Annotated in this window: 28 protein-coding genes and 1 pseudogene; 22 read left to right on the top strand and 7 right to left on the bottom strand. The window is 62.5% G+C overall.

The window, feature by feature from the left end; all coding sequences use genetic code 11:
- The first annotated feature begins 54 nt into the window (after positions 1 to 54).
- From BM222_RS34035 to BM222_RS33990, 10 genes are all read left to right on the top strand, one after another.
- Positions 55 to 942, top strand: a complete 888-nt coding sequence (locus tag BM222_RS34035; protein ID WP_177243620.1) for a metal ABC transporter substrate-binding protein — start codon at positions 55 to 57, stop codon at positions 940 to 942.
- 31 nt (positions 943 to 973) lie between these two features.
- Positions 974 to 2389 (top strand): metal ABC transporter permease, encoded by a 1416-nt coding sequence (locus BM222_RS34030; protein WP_177243619.1) that lies wholly within the window; start codon positions 974 to 976, stop codon positions 2387 to 2389.
- Positions 2390 to 2502: 113 nt separating this feature from the next.
- Complete coding sequence (locus BM222_RS34025; RefSeq protein WP_092238519.1) at positions 2503 to 3480, top strand: NADP-dependent oxidoreductase; 978 nt, start codon at positions 2503 to 2505, stop codon at positions 3478 to 3480.
- 64 nt (positions 3481 to 3544) lie between these two features.
- Positions 3545 to 4216 carry an HD domain-containing protein gene (locus tag BM222_RS34020; protein WP_092238516.1) on the top strand — a complete coding sequence of 224 codons (672 nt, stop codon included), beginning with the start codon at positions 3545 to 3547 and terminating at the stop codon, positions 4214 to 4216.
- Between the two features lie 10 nt (positions 4217 to 4226).
- Positions 4227 to 5438: an MFS transporter gene (locus BM222_RS34015; protein ID WP_244547360.1), complete on the top strand. Its 1212-nt coding sequence runs from the start codon at positions 4227 to 4229 to the stop codon at positions 5436 to 5438.
- A gap of 161 nt (positions 5439 to 5599) precedes the next feature.
- Entirely contained in the window at positions 5600 to 6049 is a 450-nt protein-coding gene (locus tag BM222_RS34010) for a cupin domain-containing protein (protein ID WP_502690983.1), read from the top strand.
- A gap of 217 nt (positions 6050 to 6266) precedes the next feature.
- Entirely contained in the window at positions 6267 to 7241 is a 975-nt protein-coding gene (locus tag BM222_RS34005) for a GlxA family transcriptional regulator (RefSeq protein WP_092238510.1), read from the top strand.
- Between the two features lie 184 nt (positions 7242 to 7425).
- Entirely contained in the window at positions 7426 to 8067 is a 642-nt protein-coding gene (locus BM222_RS34000) for an HD domain-containing protein (RefSeq protein WP_092238507.1), read from the top strand.
- Between the two features lie 28 nt (positions 8068 to 8095).
- The gene (locus BM222_RS33995; RefSeq protein WP_092238504.1) at positions 8096 to 8845 is read left to right on the top strand and encodes a nitroreductase; all 750 of its coding nucleotides are present in this window, start codon (positions 8096 to 8098) and stop codon (positions 8843 to 8845) included.
- A 24-nt stretch (positions 8846 to 8869) separates the two neighbouring features.
- Positions 8870 to 9415, top strand: a complete 546-nt coding sequence (locus tag BM222_RS33990) for a 4-hydroxylaminobenzoate lyase (RefSeq protein WP_092238501.1) — start codon at positions 8870 to 8872, stop codon at positions 9413 to 9415.
- A 229-nt stretch (positions 9416 to 9644) separates the two neighbouring features.
- Here BM222_RS33990 and BM222_RS33985 read toward each other — a convergent pair whose 3' ends face one another.
- Positions 9645 to 10157 carry a cupin domain-containing protein gene (locus BM222_RS33985; RefSeq protein ID WP_092238498.1) on the bottom strand — a complete coding sequence of 171 codons (513 nt, stop codon included), beginning with the start codon at positions 10155 to 10157 and terminating at the stop codon, positions 9645 to 9647.
- 14 nt (positions 10158 to 10171) lie between these two features.
- Complete coding sequence (locus tag BM222_RS33980) at positions 10172 to 11047, bottom strand: SDR family NAD(P)-dependent oxidoreductase (RefSeq protein WP_092238571.1); 876 nt, start codon at positions 11045 to 11047, stop codon at positions 10172 to 10174.
- 100 nt (positions 11048 to 11147) lie between these two features.
- On the opposite strand from BM222_RS33980, the gene BM222_RS33975 reads away from it, so the two are divergent.
- The 3 genes from BM222_RS33975 (at position 11148) to BM222_RS33965 (ending at position 14064) form a co-directional block, all read left to right on the top strand.
- The gene (locus BM222_RS33975; RefSeq protein WP_092238495.1) at positions 11148 to 12371 is read left to right on the top strand and encodes a Rieske 2Fe-2S domain-containing protein; all 1224 of its coding nucleotides are present in this window, start codon (positions 11148 to 11150) and stop codon (positions 12369 to 12371) included.
- 71 nt (positions 12372 to 12442) lie between these two features.
- Positions 12443 to 12799: a non-heme iron oxygenase ferredoxin subunit gene (locus BM222_RS33970; protein ID WP_092238492.1), complete on the top strand. Its 357-nt coding sequence runs from the start codon at positions 12443 to 12445 to the stop codon at positions 12797 to 12799.
- A complete protein-coding gene (locus BM222_RS33965) occupies positions 12796 to 14064 on the top strand; it encodes an NAD(P)/FAD-dependent oxidoreductase (RefSeq protein WP_092238488.1) in 1269 nt (422 codons plus the stop codon). Before BM222_RS33970 ends, BM222_RS33965 begins: the two co-directional genes overlap by 4 nt.
- On the opposite strand, the gene BM222_RS41505 is transcribed toward BM222_RS33965, so the two are convergent.
- The gene (locus BM222_RS41505; protein ID WP_177243618.1) at positions 14048 to 14641 is read right to left on the bottom strand and encodes a MarR family winged helix-turn-helix transcriptional regulator; all 594 of its coding nucleotides are present in this window, start codon (positions 14639 to 14641) and stop codon (positions 14048 to 14050) included. The two genes, BM222_RS33965 and BM222_RS41505, sit on opposite strands and share 17 nt — an antisense overlap.
- 218 nt (positions 14642 to 14859) lie before the next feature.
- Between BM222_RS41505 and BM222_RS43520 the strand changes: the two are divergent.
- The 9 genes and pseudogenes from BM222_RS43520 (at position 14860) to BM222_RS33915 (ending at position 22519) form a co-directional block, all read left to right on the top strand.
- Positions 14860 to 16043: pseudogene (locus BM222_RS43520) on the top strand (ABC transporter substrate-binding protein).
- A gap of 340 nt (positions 16044 to 16383) precedes the next feature.
- Positions 16384 to 18087 (top strand): amidohydrolase, encoded by a 1704-nt coding sequence (locus BM222_RS33950; protein ID WP_092238485.1) that lies wholly within the window; start codon positions 16384 to 16386, stop codon positions 18085 to 18087.
- A gap of 959 nt (positions 18088 to 19046) precedes the next feature.
- On the top strand, positions 19047 to 19289 hold the full coding sequence (locus BM222_RS33945; RefSeq protein WP_092238482.1) for a type II toxin-antitoxin system Phd/YefM family antitoxin: 243 nt from the start codon (positions 19047 to 19049) through the stop codon (positions 19287 to 19289).
- A gap of 3 nt (positions 19290 to 19292) precedes the next feature.
- The gene (locus BM222_RS33940) at positions 19293 to 19730 is read left to right on the top strand and encodes a type II toxin-antitoxin system VapC family toxin (protein ID WP_092238479.1); all 438 of its coding nucleotides are present in this window, start codon (positions 19293 to 19295) and stop codon (positions 19728 to 19730) included.
- A 77-nt stretch (positions 19731 to 19807) separates the two neighbouring features.
- Positions 19808 to 20065, top strand: coding sequence for a hypothetical protein (locus BM222_RS33935; RefSeq protein ID WP_502690978.1), 258 nt, complete (start codon positions 19808 to 19810; stop codon positions 20063 to 20065).
- 14 nt (positions 20066 to 20079) lie between these two features.
- Positions 20080 to 20715 carry a YdeI/OmpD-associated family protein gene (locus BM222_RS33930; protein ID WP_092238476.1) on the top strand — a complete coding sequence of 212 codons (636 nt, stop codon included), beginning with the start codon at positions 20080 to 20082 and terminating at the stop codon, positions 20713 to 20715.
- A gap of 106 nt (positions 20716 to 20821) precedes the next feature.
- Entirely contained in the window at positions 20822 to 21109 is a 288-nt protein-coding gene (locus tag BM222_RS33925; protein WP_092238473.1) for a hypothetical protein, read from the top strand.
- Positions 21106 to 21540 (top strand): PIN domain-containing protein, encoded by a 435-nt coding sequence (locus tag BM222_RS33920; protein WP_092238470.1) that lies wholly within the window; start codon positions 21106 to 21108, stop codon positions 21538 to 21540. Before BM222_RS33925 ends, BM222_RS33920 begins: the two co-directional genes overlap by 4 nt.
- A gap of 100 nt (positions 21541 to 21640) precedes the next feature.
- The gene (locus BM222_RS33915) at positions 21641 to 22519 is read left to right on the top strand and encodes an AraC family transcriptional regulator (protein ID WP_092238468.1); all 879 of its coding nucleotides are present in this window, start codon (positions 21641 to 21643) and stop codon (positions 22517 to 22519) included.
- A 133-nt stretch (positions 22520 to 22652) separates the two neighbouring features.
- On the opposite strand, the gene BM222_RS33910 is transcribed toward BM222_RS33915, so the two are convergent.
- Genes BM222_RS33910 through glnP form a run of 4 tightly spaced genes read right to left on the bottom strand, consistent with a single transcriptional unit; the run spans position 22653 to position 26014 of the window.
- Positions 22653 to 23570 carry a MurR/RpiR family transcriptional regulator gene (locus tag BM222_RS33910; RefSeq protein WP_092238466.1) on the bottom strand — a complete coding sequence of 306 codons (918 nt, stop codon included), beginning with the start codon at positions 23568 to 23570 and terminating at the stop codon, positions 22653 to 22655.
- 14 nt (positions 23571 to 23584) lie between these two features.
- On the bottom strand, positions 23585 to 24643 hold the full coding sequence (locus tag BM222_RS33905; RefSeq protein WP_092238464.1) for a C45 family autoproteolytic acyltransferase/hydrolase: 1059 nt from the start codon (positions 24641 to 24643) through the stop codon (positions 23585 to 23587).
- Positions 24633 to 25361 carry a glutamine ABC transporter ATP-binding protein GlnQ gene (glnQ, locus tag BM222_RS33900; protein WP_092238462.1) on the bottom strand — a complete coding sequence of 243 codons (729 nt, stop codon included), beginning with the start codon at positions 25359 to 25361 and terminating at the stop codon, positions 24633 to 24635. Before glnQ ends, BM222_RS33905 begins: the two co-directional genes overlap by 11 nt.
- Positions 25358 to 26014, bottom strand: coding sequence for a glutamine ABC transporter permease GlnP (gene glnP, locus BM222_RS33895; RefSeq protein ID WP_092238458.1), 657 nt, complete (start codon positions 26012 to 26014; stop codon positions 25358 to 25360). The genes glnQ and glnP overlap by 4 nt, the downstream gene beginning before the upstream one ends.
- Between the last annotated feature and the right edge of the window lie 51 nt (positions 26015 to 26065).

The following is a 26065-nucleotide window of genomic DNA, read 5'->3' as shown; positions in this document are numbered from 1 at the left end:
CTCATGGTTATGGCGAGCCGAGCACGACTAATCGCAATTGTGGCGCTCTGCGTTATGTCCGCATCGATGCACGCAGCTTTTGCCTCCGCGCGGATAGTCGTGGTGGCTACAACAAGCGATGTTGCAAGCCTCGCTTCCGCAGTCGGTGGTGACGTCGTTGAGGTCAAGACCATTGTGCCGCCGGGGACCGATCCGGAGGCATTCGAACCTCGGGTGAGCGATCTCTCGATGCTAAGCGATGCCGATCTCATTGTTCGTGTCGGCTTGGGCTATGATCTCTGGATTGACAAGTTGATAATTCAACTGCATCGCCCGGAATTCCAAGCGGGGGGCGGGCGCTCGGTGGATGCGTCGGTCGGGGTCCCGGTGCTGGAAGCGAGAGGCCGAACCCCCGTCACTGAGGATGGTCATGCGCACGGCCTAGGCAATCCGCACTACTGGCTTGATCCGGCCAATGCGGAGACCGTGACGGCGATCATAGCGGAGGGAATCATTCGGCTCATGCCCGCCGCTCGTGACACCATCGTAGCCAACCGGAATCGATTTCTCGCGACCCTGCACGAGCGCATTGCGGCCTGGATGCAGCAACTGGCGCCCTACCGCGGCACGGCCCTGGTCGCCTATCATAACAGCTGGCCGTATTTCGCGCGCCGCTTTCATTTGAACCTCATCGGCTTCATTGAAACAAAGGAAGGGGTCGCGCCGAGCGTCGCGCATCTCTCCTCGTTAATTGCAGAAATGCGGCAAAGCGGCGCGCGGGCCATCCTGCAAGAGGCTTATGAGCCGAAGAACTTCTCCGAAATGTTGTCGGCACGCACCGGCGCACCTCTTGTGGTGCTCGCGCCAACAGTAGGCGGCGTCCCGGAGGCGAGAGACTACCTAAGTCTCATGGACTTTAACGTGGGTGCCCTCGCGCGCACGCTTGCGACGGCCAGCCAGTGATCCGGCCGCGGCGATGTCTCATGATATTATCATGCTACTTGCAGCGCCTTTCGCAGCCAGCGCATTATTCGTAGCCATACATGCCAACTTCGGCCTGCATGTTTTGAGGCGCGGCATCGTGTTCGCCGATCTTGCTCTGGCGCAGATGTCAGCGCTTGGAGCTACCGTCGCATTTGCGGCCGGGCACTCTCCGACGAGTGCCGCGGGAATCGCCTACACGTTTCTGTTCGCCGCCATCGGCGCCGCACTACTCACGGCCTCCCGGCTCATACCCAATGAGGTTCAACCGGAAGCTTATATCGGTATCATCTACGTTGTGGCTACCGCAACGACCATCGTTGTCGTCGACCGCTCGCCGCAGGGAGCGGAGCATGTGAAACAAATTCTCGTCGGTAGCATCCTTGCCGTCTCTGCAAGCGACCTGCCTAAGTTCGCGGTCCTCTATGCGTTCATCGGGGCCATTCATTGGCTAGTCCGGCGCCCGCTCTTGGCCGCTAGCGAGGCGGTACATAGCAAGATGGGTTGCTCGCTGCTCTGGGATTTCGTGTTCTATTCGTCCTTCAGCGTGGTGGTCACGAGCTCGGTAGCGACTGCAGGAGTGCTCCTAGTCTTCTGCTTCTTGATTATCCCGGCAATCACTGGGTCGTTGTTCACGCGCAGCATCGCGTGCGCGCTTGGAATCGGTTGGCTTGGAGGCGTTGCGGCCAGCGCCGTCGGTCTGGCCGCGTCATTTGAATTCGAGCTGCCGACGGGCGCGGCTATGGCCCTTGCTTTCACGCTGATGCTCGTGATCGGGGCCGTGCTGCGTGGGCTGATATTCGCCCCCGCAGGCGGCCGACGGATCTGCATTCGCATTTTCCTTCGCGCGGCTTCTGCAATGACTCTCATGACTTTGTTGCTATCCGCTATTTGGCTCATGATCATGCCGCGTGCTGATCAGCCGATGTTTGATCTGCTACAGTCCGCTACCGGCATCGGTCCAGCGACATTCCTGGCAGTGCAGGAGCGAGCGGTCTACGTTGATGCGCTAAAAGACGCGGACTACCGGCGCTCGCAGGAAAGTCGGCTGACCACATTGGAGCGGCAGTCCCGATGGCGGGGGGACGGTCTTTCCGATACTGAGGTGCGCCGCATCGGCTCCTTCCAGCAGACCTTCAACGAGATGGCGCGTGGCGATGATTTTGTGGTCAAGTCGCTGTCCGGCCGTGCTCGCGAGCGCGAGCGCTGGTACGTCGGGCTACCTTTGCTGATAACGAGCCTTCTCGGACTCCTGACCCTGCTGCCCGGCAAATGGCGTGCCGATCCTGCTCGTTTGCGGACCGCGTGCCTGAGGTTCCTGCGAGCTTTCCAGATCCGTCGCAGCATCAACGGCGGCATCGTGTCTGCCGGCCCTAAGGCTCTGACGGGCCGTTGTCAGAAAACGACGTACGGCTGTCCTGATCCGTAGGATCGTGCTCGTTGTCCCGGGCACGACTCCTTGCGACATACGGATGAGCCCGTCCATCAATCGCCCCGAACGGTCGACGGCAAGCATGACGAACTGAGCGCAAGGAGCATGAGATGACCCCCAGCAGCATCATTCGTGAGCGAACTGATTCAACAATGATGGCCTGGCGCGTGCACGAGTTTGGGCCGCCAGAGGTCATGAAGTTCGAGCGCGTCCCACGGCCCGAGCCCGACCCTGGACAGGTTCTGGTCAAAGTCAAAGCCGCTGGAGTCGGCCCCTGGGATGGCTGGATCAGGTCCGGCAAGAGCGCTTTGCCGCAACCGCTGCTCCTCACTCTGGGCTCAGATCTGTCCGGTGAAATCGTCGCGATGGGGTCCGGGGTCTCCGGACTGCGTGTGGGGGATCAGGTTTATGGTGTTACGAATCCGCAGTTTGTCGGGGCCTACGCCGAATACGCTCTAGCGTCCGCGGGCATGGTCTCGAACAAGCCGACCTCGTTGACCCACGTTGAGGCCTCGTCCGTTCCTGTCGTTGCCGTCACGGCATGGCAGGCGTTGTTTGATCACGCCCAACTCAAGGCAGGTCAAACGGTGGTCATTCACGGCGCGGCCGGCAACGTTGGATCCTATGCGGTTCAACTGGCCCGTCACGCGGGTCTGCAAACTGTCGCAACCGCATCGACGGGCGATATTTCCATCGTGCGCAATCTGGGCGCAAACACGGTGATCGACTACCGGACGCAGCGCTTCGAGGACGAAGTTCGGGACGCCGACGCTGTGATTGATCTGGTCGGCGGCGAAACCCAGAGCCACTCGTTCCAGGTCCTTCGTCGCGGTGGCAAGCTGATTTCGGCAGTGTCCCGCCCGGATCAGGATCTTGCAAGGCGCTATGGTGTTGAAGCCACCTTCTTTTTGGTCGACGTCACGAGCCAATATCTGATGAAGATCGCTCGCTTCATCGATGATGGAAAACTCCGAACAAGCGTCGGGGCAGTCCTCCCCCTCGCGGACGCGCGCGAGGCTCATTTGATGCTGGAACGCGTGCGGCCTCAGCCGAAAGGAAAGATCGTGCTCGACGTTGGAGCGAGTTGATCAGCATAATTTCGTAGTTGAACGCGCAACCAAACCCCACAGTAACTCTTGAAAGGACGCGACCATGACAATCCCAAATCTCGCACAGGCTCTCGTCATTCCCGATTCTTTGCTCGCGAAAGAGGCGACAGACATCCTGCGCGAACATTCCACCGATCTGCTGTTCAATCACTCGATCCGCGTCTACCTGTTCGCTGCTGAGCAGGGTCGTCAGAGGAATCTGCGCTTCGACCGTGAGCTCCTTTACGTCGCTGCCGCATTTCACGATCTCGGCCTCATCAAGAAGTTCTCGAGCCCAGACGAGCGCTTCGAAGTCGATGGTGCAAATGCCGCCCGACAGTTTCTTTCTACCCACAACATCGCTGAAGATCAGGTACAGACCGTCTGGGAAGCAATTGCGCTGCATACCACCCCCGGCATCCCGAAGCATATGGGACCCGAAGTGGCGCTCCTCAACTCCGGCGTACTTCTCGATGTCATCGGGGTGGGGTTCGATCAGTTTCCCGCGGAGTTGCGCGAGGAAATCGTCGCCAAGTACCCGCGCACAAATTTCAAAGAAGGCTTCATTCAGGAGTATTTCGCCGGTTTTGCGCACAAGCCGGCGACGACGTATGGCACCGTCAACGCCGCCGTTTGCGAACGTTTCATCCCGGGGTTCAAGAGCCCCAACGCCTGCGACTTGATCGCTGCTTCGCCCTTCCCGGATTCCCAGCACAAGGCTCACCATCATGACTAGGACGTATCCTGTGCTCCAGGAGCTGACTCCCGAGCGCGCGCAAGCTACCGGCGCCGACTCGCTGGCCTCTCTCATCTGGCTAACTCTCGGCGCCTTTGCCATCGGCACCGAGGGATTCATGATCGCCGGGTTGCTCCCGGCCCTGGCGCGAGACCTGAACGTGGGTCTGCCAGCCGCCGGTCATTTGGTCACCGCCTTCTCCCTCGCTTATGCCATCGGCGCGCCGGTCATGGCCGTGTTGACCGCCGGGCTGGAGCGGCGTCGGCTGCTGGTCGTCGCCATGGGCGGCTTCGCCCTGGGCAACCTGCTCGCCGCGCTGGTGCCAAACTACACCGGGCTGTTGGCCGCGCGGCTGCTGTTGGCCCTGTCGGCGGCAAGCTTCATGCCGGCGGCCAGCGGATATGCCGCCGCATTGGGCGGTCCGGAACGGCGTGGCCGCGCGCTGTCCACGATCACCACCGGATTGACCCTGGCCATCATCGCCGGCGTGCCGCTGGGCGTACTGGTGGGGCAGGGCTTCGGCTGGCGCGCCACCTTCTTCGGTGTGGCGGGGCTGGCGGTGTTCTCGCTGTTAGGGATTCTCGTCCGGCTGCCGCGCCAACGGCCTGGCGTCACGGCCGGCCTGGGTGAGCGCCTGGCGCTGGCCAAGCGTCGCGATATCCTGGGCGTGCTGGTGACGAGCGTGCTGACTGTGGCCGGCACCTTCACGGTCTACACGTATCTCAGCGTCTTCATAGCTGGCGTCGCCGGCCTTGGCCCGCAGGCGCTGGCGCCGGTCCTGCTGGGCTTTGGCTTGGCCAGTGCGATCGGCACCCAGCTCAGCGGCAGCGCGGCGGACCGTTGGGGCGCGCGCAGCATCGTGATCGTTGGTGGGGGGCTTGCTCTGCTGGCCTATCTTGCCTTCTCGCTCAGCGCAGCTCTCGAGCCCGCGCGGGCAATGCTCGTCCTGCTGCCGGCTATCCTGATTTGGGGATTCGCCAGTTGGGGGCTGATAACGGCGCAGCAAGCGCGGCTGGTGACGTTGGCTCCGGCACTGGCGCCGATCAGTCTCTCGATGAATTCGTCGGCGATCTACCTCGGCAGTGCGATGGGGGCCGCGGCGGGCGCTGTGGTCATTTCCAATGGCGCGATGGGGCAGCTCGGCTGGGTAGCTGCGGGATTCGCTCTGGCGGCGCTGTTGTCGGTGCTGCTCAGCGGCAGCAGGACATCAAGCCGAAGTTGATGGCGGCGGCGATGACTTCACATCGGAAGCGTCACCATGACGATCGGTTCGGCTGTGCGTCCCGGTTTCAAGAGTTGGGTGAACTCGTTAGAAGAGGAGGTGCGATGATGTCGATCAGTGGATTTGCCTGTCGGATGGGTGCTGTACCAAACCCTCGAGGTATGATGGCAAAAGTACTCAGGAGAGCAACACGAACGGCAGCCGTCCCGCTGATAGCAGCGGTGATCGCTCTGGGAGCTTCGCCGGCGATCGCGCAGGACCGGGAGCAGGTAAAAGTCGCCTTCGCGCATGCACTGCCGAATGTCGAAGGAAAGAGGCTGGTTGCCGTGACGGTGACTTATCCTCCCGGAGCCAAATCGCTGGCTCATCACCACGCAGCGTCGGCATTTATCTACGCCTATGTGCTGTCCGGCGTCATTCGCAGCCAGGTCGGCGACGAACCCGCGAAGATCTATCACGTAGGCGAAAGCTTTTACGAAATGCCCGGTTCACATCACAGGGTCAGTGAGAACGCGAGCGAGACGGAGCCCGCCAGCTTGCTGGCGGTCTTCGTTCTGGATTCCAAGGACGAGCCCTTGACGACGCCAGACAAGGCGCCGGGATCGCAATAATGGCGCGAACAAATTCGCCTGTTGCCGTGACGATCTTTTTGGGACTTGCATGGGCCGCTCGGCTTCGGAGAGCAAAATCGACCAATAGAAGTCCATAGCCCCTGGTTGATCCCGGATGCGCGGATGTTCGTTCTGTTGCCTCCCGGATCGCGCCAGGCCTTTTACAGGGTCCGGACTACCTGCATAATAAGGCTCCAGGGTGGAGAGGCTGTAGCAGGTGCCGGTACAAGCTGTCGCGATCGTCGTCTGTGAGGGGGTCCAGGCCCTGGACGTGGCGGGGCCGATGGATGTGTTCAGCGAGGCGAACACGTTTCTCGGCAGCGCGGATCACTACGAAACCGTTTTGGTTGCTGCCCACCGCAATCCGCTGCGTGCGTCGAACGGCATCCGCATGGTGGCCGACCTGACCTTCGAGGAGGCGGCGGGCGGTTTCGACATTGTTCTGGTGGCCGGCACCCCGGCGCCGCCGGAAGCGGAGCCCGAACCCTGCCTGCTTCAGTGGGTCAAGGAGCTGCCGTGGCGCTCGAGCGTTTATGGGTCGATCTGCACTGGGGCCTTTGTCCTTGGCTATGCCGGTCTCCTAGATGATCGGCGGGTTACAACCCATTGGCAGGATGCACAGGCGCTGGCGGCCAGATTCCCGAAGGCGAAAGTCGAACCGGACTTGATCTATGTGCGCGATGGGCGGTTGATTACCGCGGCCGGTGTGACTGCGGGGATAGATCTGGGCCTCGCGCTGGTCGGGCAGCGGCACGGTGCGGAAACGGCGCTTAAGGTCGCCAAGCGGCTGGTGGTGGTTGCCCAGCGCCAGGGCGGACAGTCGCAGTTCAGTCCCTATCTCACGGCACCTGCCGATCCGGAATCGCCCATCGCACGCATCCAGGACCATGTCATGGCGAACATTGGAGATCGCCACACGCTGGAGTCGCTTGCGGCGGTCGTCGGCATGAGCGCCCGGAATCTGGCGCGGCATTTCGGGCAGGTGACCGGGACCACGCCGCACGAATTCATCGAGCGCGCCCGCGTTGATGCGGCGCGCATGATGCTGGAAGCAAGTGATCGGCCGCTGAAGGCCATTGCCTTCGACTGCGGGTTCGGGTCGGCGGACCGGATGAGGATTGTCTTCAGCACCCGTCTCGGCGTGACCCCTGTCCAATATCGCGCCAGCTTCCGGCGGGCGGAAACGGAATAGATCGCGAGCTATCCGAGGACGAAACTGCGGGCTCCTACTGCCCTGAAGGCTCCGAGCGGCCCTTTGTCAGGAAACGACGTACGGCTGTCCTGATCCGTAGCATCCCGCTTGTTGTCCGGAGCAGAGCTCTGTTGCCTAATCCCGACAAGCAACCAGCCTGTTATCCAACCGAGGAGATTGCTCCATGTCCGAGATCATCGCCGGCATCCGCGTGCCTGACAGCGCCATCGCGCGCGCCGCCACGCAGCTCGTGCGCGATACCGAAGACGACCTGCTCTATAACCACAGTCGCCGCGTCTTCCTTTGGGGCGCGCTCACTGGCGAGCGCCGCGGGCTGAAATACGACCCGGAATTGCTTTACCTCGGCGCCATGTTCCACGACATGGGTCTCACCGAGAAATATTCGAGCCCCGATCTGCGCTTCGAGGTCGACGGCGCCAATGCCGCCCGCAAATTCATGAAAAGCTACGGCGTGCCCGAGCGTGACATCGAGGACGTCTGGACCGCGATCGCGCTCCACACCACGCCCGGAATCCCCGAGCATATGCGCCCCACTATTGCCCTGGTGACCGTTGGTGTGGAGATGGACGTGCTCGGCATTGCCTATCACGACTTCACGCATGAACAGCGCGATCATGTCTGCGTCCATCATCCGCGCGAGACAAACTTCAAGGAGAATATCATCGATCACTTCGCCGATGGCATCATCAAAAAGCCGCTGACGACGTTCGGAAACGTGAAGGCCGACGTCCTGTCGCTGAAGGACATGAACTATGTCCGTCAGAACTTCTGCTCGATCATCCTTGGCTCCGCCTGGCCGCACTGATCGCTCGTTGCCATAGAAGGAAGTCGAGATGGGCATCAACCATGCGGCGATATCCGGTCCTAAAGAAGCCGTGATCGGCAGGCGTGAGGATGGTGCCCTTGCGCTGAGCCCGATCGATCAGATCTTGGTTGGGCGGTTTGCGTGCCGCGAGTTTTGCAACGCTCCGGTCCCTCGACAGACGATCGAGCAGATCCTCCGTGTCGCGCGGTTCGCGCCCAGCGGTGCGAACATCCAGCCCTGGCACGTCTACGTGCTGGCTGGCGCGGCCAAGGACAGAGTCTCGACGGCGCTGCTGGATGCACACCAAAACTCCCGCGACGAGCACATATCGGAATACAAATACTACGCCAGCGACTTACCCGATCTGTACCTCAAGCGACGACAAGAATTCGGACGACTGTTCTATGGTTCGCTCGGAATTGCTCAAATCGATCTCGACGCGAGGAGCAGACAAACCGCCAAGAACTACACATTCTTCGGCGCACCGGTGGGATTGATCGTGACCATCGATCGTCGCCTGGAAGTCGGAAGTTGGCTCGACCTCGGAATGTTCGTGCAGAACGTGATGCTCGCGGCGGCGGGACGCGGGCTTCAGTCCTGTCCGCAGGAGACGTTCGCGAAATATCACCGGATCTTGCGCCGCCTGCTATCGATACCGGACGAGCAGATGGTGGTGTGCGGCATCTCCATCGGGAAGGCCAAAGCCGAGGGACGGGAAACATTGATGCCACGGGCGGACATTGATGAGTTCGCCACGTTTCAGGGATTCGAACTGTAAGACCTAGTCGAAGAGGAGACCACTATGGGAAGCCGGGAAGAACTCATCCAGCGTAGCATTCCGTTCCTCCGGGAGATCAAGGACATGACCCCCGGCGCCGAGATGGAGCTTTGGCTCAACGAAAATTATGGGAAAGACAGCGCCCTCTATCGTGATCTCGCCCGCTTGATCAAGGCCGGGGTCGAGGAGGGATGGGCGGCAAACCAGGAGGTGGACGGCCCGAATTACCGGCGCAGCCGCATCCTGGAGCCGACGGCTGAAACCTTCCAGTTCAGTATCACCGCTGTGTACATGAACAGCGCCGATCCTCGCCGCTTCAAGGACGAGGACGACCACGAAGTGCTGCGCGGCCAGTATCACGGTCATCCCTATGGCGAACTCAACCTCGTGGTGCCCCTGAACGAGGGCGCGGAGTTGAAGGGATTGCAGGGATGGCAGGGACCGGGCTGGACGGCGCCGGATCCGGGCAGCAGGCACTATCCCGAGGTCAGGGGCGGCGCGGTGATCGCGCTGTTCTACCTGCCGGCTGGACGCATTTCATACGATTTCAAGGCTCCGTCTGATCGGTAACGGAGCTCCGAGGTGGCTCGATACGATGGCTCCTCCGCTTTGGAGCATGAGGACATGGCGCCAATCTATGCGTAGCCGATGTGCCGACGCAGCTGTCGGTGCGCCTCTCGTCACGCACGGAACTCGGGTCCGGTATTGTCGTCCACCGTCTCGACGGCGATCCACAGGGCAACTGCGAGACCGTGTTCTTCGGCCCCGTTGGGCAGCAGAAGCGGGCCGGTCCGTTGAACTATGGCTCGAGAAGGGTGGTCAATTCAGCTCCCTCATCAGCGACAAAGACGGCTATCAGTTCGGCCGGTTCGGTGTTGCTCGCGTTGGCGGAAACGAGATGCGTCGCGCCGGGCGGTTCGAAGAACGATTGCCCTACCTCGAACGTCTCCAGCGGGCCACCGCTCAGCTGTGAGCGGACCTGACCTTTGGTGATGTAGGCGGTCACCGAGCCGCCGTGGCGGTGCGGCGGCGTGAAGCCGCCTGGCCCGTAGCTGACGCGCACAACCGTGACGCGCTTGCCTGGTACATTCGGCAGCGCGTCCGAGGAAATCACCTCGACCTTGTTGAGCGACGTGCCCGACGAAGACATCTCGGCGCACAGCGGTGCCGGGAATGCTGTTGTCGCGCTCATCGCCAGCGCAATGGTCTTGGCGATCCCGACCGCGCAGGCGAAGCCGCTGATAAGGGCCAGTGACACCGGGTGCCAGTCGCGCTCCGCGAACGGCGCCAGGGCTGCGATTGCGATCCGCATGGGTTTCTCCTCCCTCAGGTCTTGACGTTTGGCGTGAACACGGACAGCGGTGCGGGATCGCGGCTCGGCGGCGGCGGGACCTTGCCGTCGACATCGGTGAAGCCGTATTCGGCCGCCAACTCCGAGGCGAGCAGGATCTGGCCGCTTTTGGCCATCACGCCGGGATCGGCGGCGAGCGCGGCGACCGCCCGCCCGGCGAACACCGGCGTCTCGCCGCGTTCGGCAATCAGTTTGGCGAGTGCCGGCGGCACGCGGTCGGGCTGCGCCGCAAGCTTCTCGCTTTTGATGTAGCCGGGCCAGATCGAGACCGCGGCGATGCCGAAGGGCTTCAGCTCATGCGCCATGTCGCGCGACATCCGGTCGACGCCCGATTTCTGAACGCCGAACGGAACGTTGAACGTGTAGCGGATGCCGCCGCCCGAGGACGTATTGACAATCAGGCCGCGCCGCTGCGGCAGCATCAGCGGCACGGCGAACCGGCTGGCGACGAAATGCGAGCGCAGGCCGACGCGATGCATGGTGTCCCACAGCGATGCGGGGACCTGCCAAAACGGCACATTCACAGGCATCACGTTCGGCGCTGCGAACACGTTGTTGACGAGCACGTCGAGCCGGCCGTGGTCGCGCCGGACAAGGCTGAAAACCTCCTCCACTGAGCTGTCATCAGCATGATCGCACAGCACGCCGATGCCTCGGCCGCCGGCCTCATTGATCGCGGCGATGGTCTCGTCGAGCGAGCCCGGCCATTCCGATCCGCCGCTGTTCCGCGTGCGCGCCGTGACGATCACGGTCGCGCCGGCTTCGGCGAGGCCGATGGCCACACCCTTGCCGACCCCGCGGCTTCCTCCTGTCACAAGCGCGATGCAGTTCCCAAGCCGTCTCTTGGTCATGCGATTCCCCGACATGGCTTCCTGGAAGATAACTTGACAACAATCTTCCTAGGAAGATATTAGGCCGAGAACGCCGGAGGCGTCAACCAGGGAGTTCGCGATGGTCACGAGGGAAGAGAACGAATTGCTGTGCCGCGTCACGGGCGACGCCCCGATGGGACGGATGCTGCGCCAGCATTACTGGCTGCCGGCAGTGCTCTCGGTGCGCGTACGCAAGGGCGAGGCGCCGGTGCGGGTCAAGCTGTTCGGCCGCAACTTCGTGGCGTTCCGGGGCAAGGAGGGCATGGTCGGATTTCTCGACGAGGCCTGTCCGCATCGTGGCGCCTCGCTCGCGCTCGCGCGCGTCGATGACTGCTCGCTGACCTGCCTGTTTCACGGCTGGAAGATCCGCGCCGACGGCGCGGTGCTGGACGTTCCCAACGAGCCGAACAATCCGAAGGAGTTCGCCAAGACCGTCAAAGCAAAAGCCTATCCGACGCGCGAGGGCGCCGGCTTGATCTGGGTCTGGCTCGGCGAAGGCGACGCGCCGCCCGCGCCGGACTTTGAATGGATGGATCTGCCGCCGGACCAGGTCTACGCCGCTGGCATCGAGCTGAAGGCGAACTGGCTGCAGGGCGTCGAGGCCACCATCGATTCCTCGCATGTCGCGCTACTGCACCAAAGCTGGACCGCGACCTCGTCGACCGACTTCGGCGCAACGCGAGTCAACACTGAAGTCGGCTACGAGTTCGAGAAGAAGCCCTATGGCTTCCGTGCCGCGGCATTGCGCACCGCGCCCGACGGATCGTGCCTCGCCCGCGTCACCGAGTTCGTGATGCCGTATTACGGCTTGATCGCGCCGATCTTCTCCGGACCCCAGCAGGATCGCACCGCGATCATCGCGGTGCCGATCGACGACGAGAACCTGATCCAGTGGTACATCTACTACAATCCCGAGAAGCCGGTGGATTCCTGGCGCAAGGTGCAGCGTGCCAACCAGTGGCCGATGGCCGGCGGCCTGCCGGGTGATCAATCGAACAATTGGGGCCAGAACCGGCAGATCATGGATGCCGGAAACAGCACCGGCTTCCATGAGATCGTCATCGAGGATTTCGTTGTCATGGTCAGCATGGGCCCGATAGTCGACCGTTCGCAGGAATATCTCTGCTCGGCCGACCAGGCGATCGTCAGGGTGCGTCGCCAGCTGCTCGACGAGGTGCGCGGCTTCATGGCGGGAAAGCCGCCGAAGAGCGGCCAGAGCGAGACCATGTCCTACAAGGACATCCGCGCCGTCGGCGGTCGGCTCGCCTCCGCCTCCGAGGATTGGCGGCAGATTCCCCGTTGACCGGATCGAAAGCAAAGGGCGCGGACTGCATGTCCGCGTCGATGTCCCAGCTGTGATCGAGGAGACGCCCCATGATCTGGCACCGCCTGTGCGCAGTCGCGAAACTGTCGGAGGGAGAGCCGTTGGGCTTCAAGGTGAGCGACCGGCCCATCGCGCTCTACAAGGTCGGCGACGATGTCTTCGCAACGGATGACGTCTGCTCGCACGCATTTGCGCTGCTGTCGACGGGGTTTCTCGAAGGCCATGTGATCGAATGCCCGCTACACGGGGCGATGTTCGATGTCCGTGACGGAAAATGCCAGTCCAGCGCCTACAAGGATATCAAGGCGTTCAAGGTCGAGATCCGTGACGGCGAGGTTTATGTCGAGCTCGACGGCAACGCTGCCCTGCAAGCCGCCGGTGACGGCGGCGTGGACGTCAAGCCATGAGCGGCCTTGTCGTCATCGGTGCATCCTACGCCGGCATCGAGGCCGCGCTCACCGCGCGCGAGGCCGGCTATGCCGAACCGGTGATCGTGGTCGCCGAGGAGACGTTGCTGCCTTATCAACGGCCGCCGCTTTCGAAGGAGTTCTTGCTTGATCAGGTCAACGCCGAGAGCCTCATTCTGTGCGAAGAGGCTGTTTTCGCGAGCAGGCGGATTGAACTGCTGCTGGGTCACCGTGTTGTCGCGATTGACCGCCATGCAGCAAGAGTCGCGCTGGCCGACGGCGCCGTACTGGACTTCGACAGACTGGTCATAGCTACTGGTTCGCGCGCGCGGCGGATAGCGATCCGCGGGGCCGAACTCGACGGGGTCTGCTATCTCCGATCGGTCGGAGATGCCGCCGATCTCAAGGCGCGGCTCGGCCGGGCGAGCGAGATCGTGATCGTCGGCGGCGGCTTCATCGGGCTCGAGGTGGCTTCATCGGCGGCCAGGCTCGGCAAACGGGTTACCGTGATCGAGGCCGCCTCCCGGCTGCTCGAGCGGGCGGTGTCTCCAGTGGTGTCGTGCTTCCTGCTCGACATCCATACCCGGGCGGGCGTCGCGGTGAAGCTCGGCACGTCTGTTTCGGCAATGGTCGGCGATGGGGGACGAGTGGTGGCGGTCGAACTGGACGGCGGCGTCCGGCTCGGCACGGACCTGGTCGTCGTCGGCATCGGCGGCATCCCGAACCACGAGCTCGCCGCCGCTGCCGGCCTCGGATGCGCCAATGGCATTGTGGTGGATCAGCACGGTCGAACCGCACGCGAGGGCATCTACGCCGCTGGCGACTGCACCACGCACTTCAACCGGTTTGCCGAGGACTGGATCAGGCTGGAATCGGTTCAGCACGCGCAGGACCAGGGACGCACCGTCGGGCTTGCGATCGCGGAAAGGCATGAGCCATACAACAGCGTGCCGCGGTTCTGGTCGGATCAGCACGATCTCAAGCTTCAGATCGTCGGTCATGGCGCGCGCAGGGACCGCATCGTGATCCGCGGCTCGATCGAAGCTGGCCGGTTCTCCGTGTTCAATTACCGGCGGGGCAGGCTGGTCGGGGTCGACAGCATCAATAATCCCGGAGATCAGATGGTGGCGCGGCGCCTGATAGCAGTGGGCATTTCGCCGACGCCGAGCCAGGCCGAGGACAGTTCATGCGATCTCAGATCGCTGCTGAAGGCGGGGTCCCAGGGCGGTTGCGTAGCAGGCGCCGCAGCTACTCCGCCGCCGTAAGCCGGCCGGACTTCTTCGGCGTCTTCACCGTCCGCACCGCCAGCAGCTTGCGCAGGCAGCGGTCGAGCATCGCGATCTCCGCCTTGCTCAGCCCGCTTGCCTCGATCGTACGCGCGACGACCCTTGCCACCTCGGCAATGCCACGGTCGGCGGTCGCGAGACCCTTGGCAGTGAGGCGGACCAGCTCGGAGCGGCCGTCGTCGCTGGCGGAGACGCGCAGCACGAAGCCGCCTTCCTGCAGCCTTGCCACGCGCTTGGTCATCGCGCCAGATGTGACGAGCAGGGCCCGGAATAGGTCAGTCGGACGCAGCTCGTACGGTTTGCCCGAGCGTCGCAGCGCGAGCAGCACATATAGCTCGCCGGTTTGCAGACCGACAGCCTTCGCTATGTCCTGCAGTCGCATTTCGTGCAGCTGATTGACGCGTTCCAGGCGCAACAACGTGCAGGCGGCCGCGAGGTCGAGGTCGGGACGTTGCTCCAGCCAGGCGGCCTCGATATCGTCGTAAAGGGTGCTGTCAGGTGGTGGCGGCTGCTTGATCGCGGGTTCGGCGCGGTGTGACACGCTGCTCTTCTTCATTCCCTTACAGTCCCCTTCACCGCGGTCCGATTGCGCCGGCATCATGCGTCGCAACAATCTAGCACCGCGAAATTCAGGTGTCGCCTCGCAAGTTTCCGGTATCGCTCCGGCCCTGTGCATGGCCGCAGCGCAGCGGCCAATTGTCACCTTGCATCGCTGTTGACAAATATCTTCCGAGGAAGAATATTCCAGGTAAGAAAAATGGAGGGACGGAGCGCATGCGCGGACTTGGCGCAACATTGGTGTTGGCAGTTGCACTGTCTGCTTGCGGTTCGGCCGGAGCGGCCGATACTGAATTGGTTCTCGGACAGACCATGCCATATAGCGGGCCGGCGTCGGCCCTGAGCGCCGTCGGCAAGGTACAGACCCGCTATTTCCAGATGATCAACGATCGTGGCGGCATCAATGGCCACAAGGTCAAGCTGATCTCCCTCGATGATGGCTACAGCCCGCCGAAGGCGGTGGAGCAGACGCGCAGGCTGATCGAGAATGATGAGGCGGTTGCGATCTTTGGCAGCATGGGAACGGCGCAGAACGCCGCGGTGCAGAAATATCTCAACGCCAAGAAGATCCCTCAGCTGTTCGTGTTCGCGGCCAGCGAGCGCTTTGCCGATCCGAAGACCAGTCCCTATACGATCTCGGGGATGACGCTGTTCAGCACTGAGGCTGCGATCTACGCGCGGTTGGTGGCAGAGCACACGCCCGGTGCGCGCGTCGCCGTGTTGTACCAGAACGACGACTACGGCCGCGAATATCTTCGCAGCTTCAAGGCCGAACTTGCCCGGCTCGATCCCAAGGCCGAGATTGTCGCGACGTCGCCTTACGAAGTCACATCGCCCACAGTCGACTCGCAGGTCGTGGCGCTGGCGAGCACCAAAGCAACGTCTTCCTCAATGCGTCCACCGGCAAATTTACCTCGCAGGCGATCCGCAAAGCGGGCGAGCTCGGCTGGCGCGCGCAGCAGTTCCTGCCGATCGGCAGCAACTTCGTGCCGACGATCCTCAAGCCGGCCGGGCTCGACAACGCCAAGGGAGCGATCTCTGCGACGCCAACCAAATCGGTCGGCGATCCCGAATGGGCCAACGATCCGGCCTATCTGGAATGGCTGGCGTTCATGAAGAAGTACTATCCCGACGGCGACATCGAGGATCAACTCAACTTCACCGGATGGAATATCGCCGTTCTGATGACCAAAGTCCTCGAGGCCTGCGGTAACGATCTGTCCCGGCAGAACATCATGAAGCAGGCCACTGCACTGAAGAACGTGGCGCTGCCGGGCCTGATCCCGGGCATCACCGTCAACACCAGCCCGGATGATTATCGCCTGATCACGTCGCTGCGCCCGCAGCGTTTCGACGGCGAGCGCTGGGTTCCGATGTCCGGTACCATGGCCGCGCAATGAGGGCCGCCGATAGTGTGGCCAAGCGGGGCCGGCCGCTAGCGGCCGTGCCAGAGCTCTCCCGTGGCGCGCCGGAGTACCTCGTGAAGCCATTCGTGCCAAGGCTCGTCCTCGACGCGTTCGCGCCAAAGCAGCCGAATCTTCGGCGAGTCATTGGACATCGCGAACGCGGTCCTCTTTCTCGCCTGCAATCCATTCTCGACCGGTTCGATCGTCGTCGGAGATGGGGGCGTAACGATCGCGGCGTGAACGAACCTGAATCGGTGGACCGCTTCGACAGGCGGGGTATCATCGGGACAAGGGAAGATGTTCGTCTATTGAACACAACGATAGGGAGGTTGGAATGGTCTGCAGGTCGGCGGCGCTCGCGATGCTCGGTGCAGGAATTCTATTCGCGGGCGCAGCGCCCGCTGCTGCCCAGCAAGGAGATGTCAACTCGCCCGATCTCGTCCTCGTCAACGGAAAAGTTCTGACCCTCGACGAACGATCCAGCGTGACCGAGGCGATCGCCGTTCGGGACGGAAAAATTCTCGCAACCGGTAGCAGCGCATCCATCCGCGCGCTCGCCGGAGCGCGCACGCAAGTGCTCGACGTGTCCGGCAAGACCGTGATTCCCGGCCTCATCGATACTCACGCTCACTTCAAGGCGGCCGGTCTCGCCGACTATGTCGTCAACATGAGCCGCGCCAAGACGGTCGCCGAAGCGCTCGAGGCGATCAAGACGTTCGTGGCCAAGAAGAAGCCGGGCGACTGGATTGTGGGCGGCGCGTGGCACCCGCCGTCGCAACTCGCCGAGAAACGGTATCTAACGAGGCAGGAGATCGACCGCGTCGCCCCCGACAATCCGGTCTATCTGCGGACCGTCGGTCATTTTTCCATGGCGAACACGATGGCCCTGCAGAAGGCAGGGGTCGACAAAACCACCGCGAACCCGAGCGGCGGTTCCTTCGAGCGCGACGCCGCCGGTGAACTGACGGGCGTGCTCGTCGAGACGGCGATCGACCGGGGCGAGAAGGCTGTTCCGCCGTGGACCGAAGACGACGAAATCAGGCAGTTCACGCTCGCGGAGGGGGCACTGAACAGCTTCGGGATCACGAGCGCGGTCGAAGGCGCCACGGAAGCGCGCGACGTCCGCACACTGCAAAAGATCGCCGCGTCCGGACAAGCGACGTTGCGGACGGGATTGATGTTCAGACCCGAGCCGCCCGCCGAGCTGACCGCATGGGAGGCGATCATGTCGGGCAATGGAGCTTCGTCAGGCTTTGGCGACGACTGGGTCAAGTTCGCTGGCATCAAGATCTTCTACGATGGCGGCATGACCCTGAAGACGGCGCTAATGCGCGATGTCTATCCGGACTCGCACGATGACTACCATGGCATCGCCCAGCAAACGCCCGAACGGCTCATGCAACTTGTCTCGATCTGCAATCGCTACGGTTGGCGTGTAGGCGTGCACGTCGTCGGCGATCTCGGTATCGACCAGGTGCTCGATGCTTTCGAAGCTGCCGACAAGGAAAGGTCCATCCGGGACCGTCGTTTCGTTCTCATTCACGCGAGTCTGATCAGGCCCGAGCAGATGGAGCGCGCCCACAAGCTGGGGGTCAGGGTCGATTTCCAGAACGTCTTCATGTGGGATAAGGCCGCCACCGTCGAGCGCTTCCTGGGACGGCCGACCGCCGATCGCGCCGTGCCGACCAAGACCTTGATCGAAAAAATGGGGCTGGACAGCCTCGGCGCCGGAACTGACTTCCCCGTCAACCCGATCAACCCGTTCCTCAACATGTACATCATGGTGACGCGGAAAGATCCCAATGGAAGCGTGTACGGCGCCGCGGAAGCTATCAGTCGCGAACAGGCGCTCCGTCTCTACACGTCGGCAGCTTCGCGCTACACGTTCGACGAAGAACGCAAGGGTACGATACAGCCGGGCAAGCTTGCAGACCTCACGGTCCTTTCCGCGGACTACATGGCCATTCCGGAAGAGCAGATCAAAGACATCAAGGCGGACATCACGCTGGTCGGAGGCAAACTCGTCTTTCAACGCTGACCCAGAGAGGAGACGAACGCCGAAGCGTGCAATGTCGACGTCGGCAGCATTCGCCGACGCCGGACGCTTGGGTCGTTCGCGTTGAGAATTCTGACCGTAGCGAGCTTGGCTTATCCTGGTAGAAGTCCAAAATCCATTGCGTCTTCACTAATGGAGTTTCGCAGCGCGTTGGATCGTACAGAAGGGCCGGAGGCCCAAAGCTTATCTGCATCCGCGGCTACAGCATTGAAAGCAAGTGATTTGCGATCGGTGGCTGGCTGACATTCATTATCATTCACCTCAGAAAGGACAAAAGGACATTGAAGGCCGTGATCGGCGGGCGCTGGTGGCTTCTAAATATCCAGCAATAAAGCCACGGCCGGTCAGCGTTGAATCGGTTCGGATCGTTCCCATCGTCCTTGGCCGTCGAGCGGGCACGCGCATTAGGTCATGACGTCAGGTTGGTGTGCCGAACGAAGTCTGAGGCAGGGCGCATGACGGTAGTTTTTGGGATCTGCTCTGACGCTCACCAAGCCACGTAATTTGGTTCAAAGGCGCGATTGGTCTCGATTGATGCTGAAACCACAAAAAAAATTTCGGCTCGAGTTTCCTTTTGAAATCAACACCGTAACTTTTTGACGGTCTGGGCGTCGGCTTCCCGTGCAGCGAGTGACAAAAAAACCAGCCAGATCAAGTGTCTAGCTGGGTTTAAAACAATCGAGTGGGAGTAGGGGGAGGCCATTGGCTGCCGTCCGCCCAAAGCCGCAATTCTGATCCATTGTCAAACCAGCCGGGGAGGTTGGCGGGCAATGGAGGCTTGCCATGGCACGAGGCCATTACGTCGACAATCTTCCGTCAAGAAGCGAGATATTCGACTTCTGGAAAGATCGCATCAAAGCGCTCCAAGGCGAGTACGCTCAAGCCGACTTGAAATTTGGCTAGCTTACCTTTATGACTACTGTAGTCATAAGGGTAAGCCTATGCGCGAAATCCAGCTTCGTGATGCTAAGGCCAATCTCTCCACAGTCGTCGACGAAGCTATCGACGGTAAGCCTGCCGTGATCACGCGCCATGGCAAGAAACAGGCGGTGGTCCTGAGTTACGACGAGTGGAGGCGGCTATCGCAGGTTCCGAGCTTCGGGCGTCTGTTGATGGCGACTCCCGTGAGCGCGGGCGATTTGCCGGCGCGCAATCGGTCCAGGGTGCGCAAGGCCGATTTCTGAGACGTGTACCTCATTGATACCAACGTCATATCCGCGGTCTCGCCGAACCGGCCGAGGCCCCAGGCGCTGGTCGAATGGATGGACGCGCAATCCGACTCCCTGTTCTTGTCCGTAGTGACAATTGCGGAGGTCGAGGACGGGATAACCAAGCTGCGACGCGAGAAGGCCACGCGCAGGAGCGAGGACTTGGCTCAATGGCTTGACGCCGTGTTGCATCTTTATGGCGACCGGATCCTGGCATTCGACACCGCGGCCGCGCGGTTCGCGGGGGAGCTATCGGACCGCGCTCGCGGGAAGGGGCATGCGCCCGGATTTGCCGATATCATCATTGCTGCGACGGCGCGCCAGCACGCGCTGACGATCCTGTCCCGCAACGTCAGGCACTTCAAACCGCTCGGTGTGCCCGTGCTCGATCCCTTTAGTGAATTGCCGCGATCCTGATTGTTCCGCAGGCCCCCAGCGCTTCCGTCGCTCGCCCATGCTACGACATCCGCATCGTTTCTTTGGAGCCAGTGTTGATGTCTGTCCCGCCCAACGCCGTCCAACCACCCGCGTCCGCCACTTCCACCGACCCCCAAACCCTGGGCTATATGCGCGACTTCCCGCCATCCCCCGACCGCACCATCACATTCCAGGACGGCTCCTTCCGCAATTTCCCCGAACTGCGCTGGGCCTGGAGCAACATCCGCCAGCTCGTGCCCACCGTAACGGGCAAGATCGATCCGCAGGCGCCTGTGGCCGATTTTGTGCCGGAGGGGCGCTGGCAAAGGCGTTGATGGCGGTATGAACGATGGCACGCACCGCTGAAAAATCGGAACCGATCCTGACTTTTCGAAGCTTGGCGAAATTCGAGGCTTACATGTCCGCCGAGCCTCGAACGTCCGCCGGATGCTGGCTCAAATTATCCAGGGCTGGGGCGGCCAGGACGACCATCACCAAACAGGACGCGATAGAGGCCGCGCTCTGCTGCGGCTGGATCGACGGTCAACTGGCACCGTTCGATGACGCGCATTTCCTGGTCCGCATGACGCCCCGTCGGCGAGGAAGTCGTTGGTCTCAGAAGAACCGTGATGCGGCCGATCAGTTGCTGGCACAAGGCCGGATCCGGCCGGCCGGGCTCGCGGAGATCGAGGCCGCAAAAGCCGATGGGCGGTGGGCCGGCGCCTACGCCTCGCAGGGAAAGGCCGAAGTGCCGGCAGATCTGGTCGCGGCGCTCACGCGCAACAAGTCGGCTGCGGCATTCTTCGAGGACCTGGATCGCGCGAACCGCTACTCCATCATCTACCGAGTGAATGACGCAAAACGTCCGGAAACACGGGCGGAACGGATCACGAAATTCGTCGCCATGCTGGCCCGTGGCGAAACACTTCACCCCCGAAAAGCCGGCGCGCCTGCGGCGACAGCCAAGAGGAAAAAGCGCGGATAGGGCAGCCGGGTTGGCTGTCGATGGGTGGGCGTGAGCAATTGTGCGTGGTTGTGTAACCGAATCCTGCGCACTTGCGTGGGATTACATATGGTCGTATGTAATGACTATGAGCCACATCAGCATCCGCGATTTGCAGAAGATCTCCGGCGAGGCGATCGGCGCGTTGCCCGGCCCGACGCCGGTCAAGTCAGGTGAGAGGACAGTCGGGTTGCTCATCCCGCTCAAGGCGGCCGATCCGGACCGGCTCGCCGCGGTGCTGGCACGCGCCGAGCGGCTGGCGAAGAAGCGTGACGCGGCTGCCGATGACGCTGCGCTTGCTGAATTCGGCGAGGTCGATCCGGTCGATTGGTCCGTCGCGGCCGTGAAGGCTTTGACAGCCAAGTCGAAGGCATGAGACGGCCGTCGTCCACGATCGTCATCGATGCAGCCATTCTGATTGCCGCAGTTCGAGGCCGCAGTTCCGGTGCGCTCCTCAAGGCTGTAGAAGGCGCGGTTCTGGTGACGACAGACCGTGTTGTGCAGGAAGCACGTCGGCGGATCGCATTGGGATTGCAGCGGCCGGAGCTCATCGAGGTGCTCGACGCTTTGGCGGAGTTGCTGACGATCGTTCCTGTCGCAGCGTTGGCGCCAATGCTTGGCCAATGCGAAGAGACGCTTCGTGACGCCGTGCCGAGCCGCAACGGGTCCGAGCGCGACGCGCACGTGCTGGCGCTTGCCTTGAGCGTCGATGCTGACGTCTGGACGACTGATCGCGATTTCGCCGGTACGGGTGTCGCGTCCTGGTCGACGCCGAACCTCATGCGTGCATTTGCGGCGGCCAACTAGCCAATTCTCCGCCAGTCACCGTCGCATGGCAAAACCGCAAGATCGGTCGAGCGCGCGATGGCGACGATCGCCTAACTCGAGCCGCCACGGAGGAGGGACGATGACGGCGGCACTGCTAAACTATCAGGCCCGGATGCGGCGGGTGCTGGATCATATCGACCGGCATCTCGATGCTGATCTGGACCTGGACGCGTTGAGCGGCGTTGCGGCCTTCTCGAAGTTCCATTTCCACCGGCAGTTCATGGCGACCTTCGCGGTGTCGGTGCACCGTTATGTCCAGCTCGCCCGCATGAAGCGCGCGTCGCATCAGCTGGCTTACATGGATGCGCTTGATGTCACCGACATCGCGATGGATGCCGGATACGACGCGCCCGATGCTTTCGCCCGCGCCTTTCGGCAACGGTTCGGGCAATCGCCGTCGTCGTTCCGGAAAGCGCCGGATTGGGAGTCCTGGCTTGCGGCCTTCGGGCCTCTCGACATCGCAAGGAGCAAGCTCATGAGAACTTTTACGGCTAACGACGTGACGATCCGCGAGGTGCCCACCACACGGGTGGCGATCATGGAGCATCGGGGGAGCCCGGCAACGCTTGGGGCCACAATCCAGCGCTTCATCGCGTGGCGCAAGGCCCGCGGCCTGCACCCCAGCATAAGTCCGACCTTCAATGTCTGGCGTTCGGAGCGCAATCCTGCGTCGCCTGCCGATTACAGCACGGACCTCTGTGTCGGCACCGACCAGCCGATCGACGCGAACAGCGAGGAGATCAAGGCCGGAGAAATTCCCGGTGGACGCTGCGCCGTGCTGCGCGTCGTCGGCTACACCGACAATTTGGAGCCGGCCGCACTCTATCTGTATCGCGACTGGCTTCCGGCCAGCGGCGAGGAAGCCCGCGACTTCCCGATCTATTGCCAGCGGCTGAGCTTCTTTCCTGACGTGCCCGAGCACGAGACGGTCGCGGAGCTGTTCCTGCCGCTGAAGTAACGCGCTTCGACGGTGCGGAGGGCCTTGTAGGGCGGATTGGCCGCAAGGCGTGATCGCCATCTCCCGCCACGTCGCGCTGATGGATGGCGGATTACGCTTCGCTAATCCGCCCTACGGCCGCTCCGCCCTGCGGTCAGCCAACCTCGATGTTCATCTCCGCGATCAGCCGCTCGCGACCCGCCAGGGAGTTTAGCGCCTTGTCACCCAATTCCCTGGCGACGAGGTTGAGCAGCGCCTCGCAGAAGACGACATAGGCGCCCATGCTGTTCGAATAGAAGCTGCTTGCGTGGGGGATGAAAAAAGCATGCGCGGCAGGAGGAACCAGTGGTGACGACCTCGAATCCGTAATCGCGATAACCGTCTGGCCGTTCGAGGCTGCGACCCGGGCCACCTCCGCGACGCTGCGGGTATAGGGCGCGCAGCTGGCGACGATGACGACGTCATCCGGGTCGAGCTGTGACAATGCCTCGGCGACGCCGAGACGCGGCGCGTCCAGAAGCGCGACGTCCGAGCGCACCATTCCCAGGCAATAAGTGAGAAAGCTCGCCAGCGAATGGAATTGGCGAACGCCATGGACGCGAACGCGATGAGCGGTCGCCAGCAGCCTGGTGGCGCCTTGCAGAGCGGCTCTGTCCAGTTGTCCGAGGAAGCCGTCAACGTTCGCTGCGGTTTCCCGGGCAAGCTGCGTGAACGCCTCGACCTCCGTCGTGCCGGCGGACGGCGCGGCCATGAGTCGGCCGGCCTGGCGGCTATAGAAATACTGCTGGTCGTCAGCGATGGCCTTGCGGAAGACCGCCTGGAAATCGCTGAAACCTTCGAAGCCGAGACGTTTCGCCAGTCTGGTCAGCGTCGACGGATTGATGCCGAACTGATCGGCAAGCTCCGAGATCGAGCGAACCGCCGACTGTTCCGGTGCTTCCACCAGTTTTGCGAACACATCATGCGCTTTGGCGCCGAGCGAAAAGCCTGCTTCGTCGCGGCCGACCGAGAGCGCGAGTGCCCTGAGATCCTCGATGGTGCGCGGCGGTTCCGCGACGGCTTCCTCTGGCATAGCCCTGATCCTGTTCACGCAGCGAAGGGCACCAGCCCGTCCCGCATATCGAAGCGAACCGCCTCGTGCGCTCCATCGTAGACAGACCACTCGACCGTGTCAGCCCCGACCCGGAAGAGGGCGCTTGCGAGCGTGTTCTCGGCGTCGCTATCGGCCGGGTCGGCGCGGTAGATCGGCAATTCTGCGTCGGCTGCGTCCCACAAAATATCGAGCGCACGTCCCCGCGGCTCCGACTGGCACGTTTGACCAAGCAGCATCTCGCCGCGCCGTTGTCGCACGCCGGACGAACCGGTGACGATTTGCGACACGCGCCCGGTGTCGGCATGAATCAGATGGTTCGAATGGACACGCGGCGCCTCGACCCGATCCACCGACAGCGCGCGCGCGGTGAACTCGACGCTGAGAAGGCGCTCGTCCCCGGCCTGTGCCAAAGTCAGGTGAAAGGCTCCGGCGCGGGGCGCTGATTTGAGTACTGTGAGTGCGCCGTCGAGATCCGGCGTGTCGAGTATCGCGCGGGCGAGCACCATGCGCGGCGTGCCGGCGCCACCGGCGAGCGGCCTGATATTGTTGACGGTCTGGACCAGCCCCTTTGATGTCGCCGCAAAGGTATGTCCCGGCAGCGAGCCCGGGTACACGAAGGCCGTGAACGGCGTGCCGCCTTCGGACGCAACATGGGCAAGGGCGCAGTGGCCGGCAAAGTCGGGGTCGCCATCCTCGTTGTGACCGATGACATGCGGCGAGCCCGGCAATTGCACGGTCGTGCAGCCATCCGGCGCCATCGCCCAGATATCGCCGCGGCAGTTCCACAGGAATACGTCGTCGAAAGGCAGTGCAAGCCCGACTGCGAGGCCCTGCAACTCGGCCCAGTATCTTGGAAACCGCTCTCGAACGATCGCAGCCATCTCGGGGAGGGAGGGATCTCCGCGTCGCGTTGTGAGTTCGCCCCACGCAGCGGATGCTCGGAAGTGGTCCTGCAGGGCCGCCCGGCCGAAGCGCCCAAGGGCCGCTCCGACATCATACGGCGAACCGGTGACGTCTATGAATGAGAGCCGGGGGCCGGCGTTAGGCGACATGTTGCAGAAACTCTTTCAGGCGAGGGTTTTGTGGATTTGCCAGCAACTCCCGTGGCTCACCGTCGACTGCGATCTTGCCGCCCTCCATGAAGATCAGCCTGGTGCCGACCTTACGGGCAAAGGCCATCTCGTGGGTGACCACGATCATGGTCATGCCTTCCTCGGCCAGCGCCTGCATGACGCGCAGCACTTCATGCCTCAGTTCCGGATCGAGTGCGGACGTCGGCTCGTCGAACAGCATCAGCTTCGGCTTGACGGCAAGCGCGCGGGCGATCGCGACGCGTTGCTGCTGGCCACCGGAAAGTTCGCTCGGATAGTGGTGAGCGCGTTCGGCGAGGCCGACCTTGGCGAGCATGTCCAGCGCCTGCTGTCGCGCATGCTGGCGCGACTCGCCGCGCACGCGGCGCGGGCCAAAGGCGACGTTATCGAGTGCCGTCATTTGCGGAAACAGGTTGAATTGCTGGAAAACCATGCCGGCTTCCTGGCGGATCATGCGGACCTTGCGGCCGCCATCCTTGACACTGATACCGTCGACCACGAGATCGCCGCCGTTGATCTCCTCCAGCGCATTGATGCAGCGGAGCAACGTCGATTTGCCCGAGCCGGAGGGACCGATCAGCACCACCTTCTCGCCTTGCTCTATCGAGAGGTCGACCTGGTCGAGGATCGTGACCTGGCCGAACCGCTTCGTGACCTTCTTGAACTCCACGATGCTCACAGGATGCGCATCCTCTTTTCGGTCATCCTGAGGATAAGCGTGAGCGCGCCCGTCATGACCAGGTAGAACATCGCCACGGCAGACCAGATTTCGACGGCGCGAAAATTGGCCGCCATGATTTCCTGGCCTTGCCGCGTGAGTTCGCCGACACCGATGACGATGAAGAGCGACGTATCCTTCAGGCTGACGATGAACTGGTTGCCGAGCGCCGGAATCATGCGGCGGAAGGCGAGCGGGCCGATGATGTAGAGCAGCACCTTCCAGAGCGGCAGGCCGAGCGCGAGACCCGCTTCCCGCAATCCTTTATGGACGGAGAGAAACGAGCCGCGCACGATCTCGGCGATATAGGCTCCGGCGTTGACGATGATGGCCATGATCGCCGCCGCGAGCGGGTAGATGCGGACATTCGCGAGGATCGGCAACGCGAAATAGATGAACATCACCTGCACGATGATCGGCGTGCCGCGTATGATCTCGACATAGGCGAAGGCAATGGCGTTGAGGACGGCATTGCCGTAGGCGCGCGCCAGGCCGGCGGCGAAGCCGATCAGCAGTCCGCCGGCGAGGCCCGCCAGCGCGATCAGCACGGTGAGGCGGGCACCTTTCAAGAGCTCTGGCAGGGCCTGCCATATAACCGACCACTCGAAATCCATGGGAGCTTTCCTTCAGGACCGGCAAAGCATGATCCGGACCCGGAGGGCCGC

Source organism: Bradyrhizobium sp. Gha (genome assembly GCF_900113735.1).
In the GTDB taxonomy this organism is placed as follows: Bacteria; Pseudomonadota; Alphaproteobacteria; order Rhizobiales; family Xanthobacteraceae; genus Bradyrhizobium.
This window is presented reverse-complemented; position numbering and strand designations above follow the sequence as displayed.